The sequence below is a fragment of the Bradyrhizobium sp. genome, assembly GCF_052389815.1.
Lineage (GTDB): Bacteria > Pseudomonadota > Alphaproteobacteria > Rhizobiales > Xanthobacteraceae > Bradyrhizobium.
In genome coordinates this window covers 1-5,157 of the sequence record NZ_JBQTHN010000193.1, presented here as the reverse complement: position 1 = coordinate 5,157, position 5,157 = coordinate 1, and the positions used below count along the sequence as shown (strand labels likewise).

At 65.6% G+C, this 5,157-nt stretch carries 4 protein-coding genes; 1 reads left to right on the top strand and 3 read right to left on the bottom strand.

The window, feature by feature from the left end; translation table 11 throughout:
- Positions 1 to 195: 195 nt before the first annotated feature.
- The 3 genes from ACT4OC_RS27190 to galE form a co-directional block, all read right to left on the bottom strand.
- Positions 196 to 897 carry a fumarylacetoacetate hydrolase family protein gene (locus ACT4OC_RS27190; protein ID WP_444842139.1) on the bottom strand — a complete coding sequence of 234 codons (702 nt, stop codon included), beginning with the start codon at positions 895 to 897 and terminating at the stop codon, positions 196 to 198.
- 39 nt (positions 898 to 936) lie between these two features.
- Entirely contained in the window at positions 937 to 2,757 is a 1,821-nt protein-coding gene (locus tag ACT4OC_RS27185) for an ABC transporter ATP-binding protein (protein ID WP_444842138.1), read from the bottom strand.
- Positions 2,758 to 2,852: 95 nt separating this feature from the next.
- Positions 2,853 to 3,866, bottom strand: a complete 1,014-nt coding sequence (gene galE / locus ACT4OC_RS27180; protein WP_444842137.1) for a UDP-glucose 4-epimerase GalE — start codon at positions 3,864 to 3,866, stop codon at positions 2,853 to 2,855.
- A gap of 130 nt (positions 3,867 to 3,996) precedes the next feature.
- On the opposite strand from galE, the gene ACT4OC_RS27175 reads away from it, so the two are divergent.
- Positions 3,997 to 5,043, top strand: a complete 1,047-nt coding sequence (locus ACT4OC_RS27175) for a glycosyltransferase family 4 protein (RefSeq protein ID WP_444842136.1) — start codon at positions 3,997 to 3,999, stop codon at positions 5,041 to 5,043.
- Positions 5,044 to 5,157 lie beyond the last annotated feature (114 nt).

Below are 5,157 nucleotides of genomic sequence, written 5' to 3'. Positions count from 1 at the left end.
GTCCGTTCCGCGTGACCGATCACGCTCCCAAGCCCCGCGACATACTCCGCAAACCGTGCTTCGCTCTGATCGAGATTCATCTGGCCCTCCACGTGCCAAATAGTGAATCTCCTCAATTACTTGATTCGAAGCCCCAAAGACTGCGACCGCTTGACTCAGTAGTACTAATCCGCCCTACCGATCAACAAATGCGGCCTACTCTGGCTTGCCGATGTTGACCTTCAGCGTGCCGACGCCGTCGACGCCGCATTCGATCTTGTCGCCGGGCTGCAGCTGCGAGACGCCGGCCGGCGTGCCCGTCATGATGATGTCGCCGGCGGCGAGCTTCACCTGCTGCGACAACTGCCAGATGATCTCCGGTACGTTCCAGATCAGCTCGGTGAGGTCGCCCTTCTGCGTCTCCTTGCCGTTCACCGTCAGCCAGATCTTGCCATTGACCGGGTGGCCGATCTTCGAGGCCGGCTGGATCGCGGAGCAGGGCGCGGAATAGTCGAAGGATTTTCCGACCTCCCACGGCCGCTCCTTCTTGCGCGAGGCCAGCTGCAGGTCGCGGCGGGTGAGGTCGATGCCGACGGCATAGCCGTAGACATGGTCGAGCGCCTTGTCGGCGGGGATGTTGAGGCCGCCGCTCTTCATCGCGACGATCAGCTCGACCTCGTGATGCAGATCCTTGGTCAGCGGCGGATAGGGGATGGTGGCGCCGTCGGGCACCAGCATGTCGGCATGCTTGGCGAAGAAGAACGGCGGGGCGCGCTCGTCATTGCCCATCTCGCGGATGTGCTCGAGATAGTTGCGGCCGACGCACCAGATGCGGCGGACCGGATAGGTCCCGGTCTCCCCGACCACGGGAAGGGAAGCTTGGGGTGGTGCGGGAATGACGTACGAGGTGGCGTTCATGATTGTCTCGGGGTTGCGGAACGAAAAGCGGGATAGTCTTTACGCGGTTGCGCCGACCGGCGCCAGACGAGGCTCGCCGGGATCGCGGTGTTGCAGGCGGAAGAAGGAGGCGTAGCGGCCGCCGCGGCGCAGCAGCTCGTCGTGCTGGCCGCGCTCGACGATCTCGCCGCCCTCGACCACCAGGATGGCGTCGGCATGGGTGATGGTGTGCAGGCGGTGCGCGATCACGATGGTGGTGCGGTTTCGGCAGAGATGCTCGATCGCCTCCTGCACCTGTTTCTCGGATTCGGAGTCGAGCGCGGCGGTGGCCTCATCGAGCAGGATGATCGGCGCGTTGCGGATCAGGGCGCGCGCCACTGCGATGCGCTGGCGCTGGCCGCCGGACAGCTGCGTGCCGTGCTCGCCGACCGGCGTGTCGTAGCCGAGCGGGAAGCTCATGATGAAGTCGTGCGCGCAGGCGGCCTTGGCCGCGGCGACGATCTCGTCCTCGGTGGCGCCGATCTTGCCGAAGGCGATATTGGCGCGGATCGAGTCGCGGAACAGATAGACGTCCTGGCCGACATAGGCGGTCTGCTGTCGCAGCGACCTGCGCGACACGGACGAGATCGATTGCCCGTCGATCAGGATGGCGCCGTCGGTCACTTCATGGAAGCGCAGCACCAGCGCCAGCACCGTCGACTTGCCGCCGCCGGAGGGGCCGACCAGCGCGGTGACCTTGCCGGGCTCGGCCACGAAGCTCATGCGGTTCAGCACGGTCTCGCCCTCGCGGTAGGCGAAGCTGACGTCGCTGAGCTCGATCCGCGCAGCGGAAAGCTTCAGCGCCGGCTTGTCGTCGTCGGCCTTCTCGCTGGCCGGGCTGTCGACGACTTCCAGCAGCATCCGCGCACCCACCAGCTGGCTGTTGAGGTCGATGTTGAGCCGCGCCAGCCGCTTGGCCGGCTCGGTGGCGAGCAGGAAGGCCGACATGAAGGAGAAGAACTGGCCGGGCGTCGCGCCCAGCGCAACCACGCTGTAGCCGCCGTAGAGCAGGCAGCCGGCGACGGCGAAGCCGCCGAGCATCTCCATCAGCGGGTTGGAACGGTTGGCGACGCGCGCCATCTTGTTGGCGTTGCGCTCGACGGCGGCGATGTTCTCGTCGATGCGATGCTGCATCGCGCCTTCCAGCGTGAACGCCTTGACGGTGCGGATGCCCTGCAGCGATTCCTGCATGGTCTCGAGAATATCGGCGGTGCCGGTGAACTGGTTGTGGGCGAGGCCCTTGATGCGTTTGACGAGCTTGCGCATGACCAGCATCGCCGGCGGCACTACGACGAGGCCCAGCAGCGACATCAGCGGATCCTGCCAGATCATCACCCCGAGCAGGCTGAGCAGCATCAACAGATCGCGGCCGATGGCGTTGATCAGCATGTTGAGCACGTCGGTGATGGACTTGGCGCCGGCCGTCAGCCGCGCCAGGAATTCCGAGGAATGCCGCGTCGAGAAGAAGCCGATGCTCTCGTTCATCAGCTTGGCGAACAGCGCCCGCTGATTATTGGCGAGAATGGCGTTGCTGATCTTCGAGAGGATGACCATGTGGCCATAGGTCGTCACGCCCTTGACGAACAGCAGCAGCACCGTGACGCCTGACAGCATGGCGATGCCGGCGACGTTCTTGTCGACATAGGCCTGGTTGATCACCTGTCCCAGCACATAGGTGGCGGTCGCCGTGGCGCCGGCGGCAACGGCCATCAGCGCGAACGCGGTGAGATAGCGCCGCCAGAAGACGATGCCCTGTTCCATCACCAGGCGACGAATCAGGACCGCAGCCCCATAGGGGTCGTCGGTGATTTTCCTTGGCGATTTTCCGGGAAATTCGGCCATCCGCGTTCCATTGGCGGCCGGAAGTCCGGCGCGCCGCAGCTTGCGGTGTCTTGCCCGCTAAATCGCGGTTTATCAAGCCAAATAAGGGCGCAATTTCAGGCCGATTGCGCCTGTTCGGCCAGCCCGCCGCGCTCGCGCAACAGCTTCTCTTCCCAGGCCAGCGCGTGGGTCGCGATGGTGTCGAGATCCTCGTATCGCGGCGTCCAGTCGAACAGCGCGCGCAAGCGGCCGGTGTCGGCCACCATGGTCATGATGTCGCCGGGCCGGCGCGCCGCATATTGAACCGCGAAGTTGCGGCCCGAGATGCGTCGCACCGCCTCGATGGTCTCCAGCACCGAATAGCCGCGGCCATAGCCGCAGTTCAGCGTCACGGAGTCGCCGCTGCCGCGCAGGTACGACAGCGCGGCGCGGTGCGCCTCGGCAAGATCGCTGACGTGGATGAAGTCGCGGATGCAGCTGCCGTCCGGCGTCGGATAGTCGGTGCCGAACACGTCGATCTTGGCGCGCTGGCCGGTGGCGGCCTCGACCGCGATCTTGAGCAGATGCGTGGCGCCGGCGGTGGCGAGCCCGACGCGTCCCTGCGGGTCGGCGCCGGCGACGTTGAAGTAGCGCAGCACGGCGTATTTCATGCCATGCGCGGAAGCGACGTCGTGCAGCATGATTTCGCTCATCAGCTTGGAGAAGCCGTAGGGCGACAGCGGTCGCGTCGGCGCGGTCTCCGGCACCGGCACCTGGTCGGGATTGCCGTACACCGCCGCGGTCGACGAAAAGATGAAGCGGTTGATGCCGCTCTTGACCGCCGCATTGAGCAGGTTGCGCGTCGTGAAGGTGTTGTTGCGGTAATAGCCGAGCGGGTCGCGCATGGAATCCGGAACCACGACGGAGCCGGCGAAATGAATGATGCTGTCGACGCTGTGCTGCTCGATCACGCCCTCGACGAGGTTTTCGTCGCCGGCATCGCCGATGAACAGCGGCACGCCCTCGGGCAGGAAGGCGGAAAAGCCGGTGGAGAGATTGTCGATCACGACGACGCTCTCGCCGGCTTCCGCCAGCGCGAGGACCATATGGCTGCCGATATAGCCGGCGCCTCCGGTGACGAGCACGGTCATGGGCTTTGCCTCTCCTTGTTTTTGGAGCGGCGATGCTAATGGCAGTGCGGTGAAAAGGGGGTTTCGGCGCGCCCTAACTGGTCACTATGCTTAATGTTGCGTATAGGAGGGCGGCTAAACGGAGCCCGACGTGCCGATCGAGACCAATCCGCCCGCCGATCTGCAGCTGATCGTGCCAAACCTGCACAGGCGCTATTCGGGCGTGACCGCCACCAACCGCATGGTGGCGCCGAAACTGGCGAAGATGTTCCGCGCGGCCTGGCTCGGTCCGGATGCGCCCGAGGGCATCGCGGCAATCGGACTTGCGGGTTTGCTGAAGCTGCGGCGTCGCCGGGCGCCGCTGATCTGGCACGCGCGCCGCAACGACGAGATGATCGCCGGCGTCTTGCTGCGCGCGCTCGGCTGGCCTTTGAAGCTGGTGTTCACTTCGGCGGCGCAGCGGCATCACAGCTGGATCACGCGCTGGCTGATCCGGCAGATGGATGCGATCATCGCCACCAGCGAGCTCTCGGCATCTTTCCTCAAGCGCGAGGCCGGCGTCGTGATGCACGGTGTCGATACCGCGGTGTATGCGCCGCCCGAGAGCCGCGCGGCGGCATTCGCCGAAAGCGGGCTTCCCGGCCGCTACGCCATCGGCTGCTTCGGCCGGGTGCGTGCGCAGAAGGGCAGCGACGTGTTCGTCGAGGCGATGTGCCGGCTGTTGCCGCGCTATCCCGATTTCACCGCCGTCATGGTCGGCGCGATCGTGCCGGAGCAGCAGGTCTTTGCCAACGGACTGAAGCGGCGCATCGAGGCGGCGGGCCTGCAGTCACGCATCGTCATCACCGGCGAGCTTGCAATCGAAGAGGTGCAGCGCTGGTACAAGCGGCTGACGATCTACGCCTTCACCTCGCGCAACGAAGGTTTCGGGCTGACGCTGATCGAGGCGATGTCGGCAGGTAGCGCGCTGGTCGCCGCGCGGGCCGGTGCGGCCGAATTCGTCGTCGAGGACGGCGTCACCGGCGTGCTGACGCCGGCTGGCGATCCCGATGCGCTGGCGGCGGCCCTCGAACCCCTGATGCAAGACCCGGCGCGCGCCGCGGCGATGGGGAAGAGGGCGAGGGCGCGCGTGCTGGAAAAATTCAGCCTCGAGGCGGAAGCCGCGGCGATCGCGAACGTTTACCGGCGGCTGATCTGAGCAACTCCGACCGATCGGCGCTGCTGCGCAAAAGCCGCGCGCGAGCGCTTTTTCACCGGTCGAAGGGTTGAGACTTTTGTCCTTGCTTGGACGCGTGCCCGCCATTCTAATGGA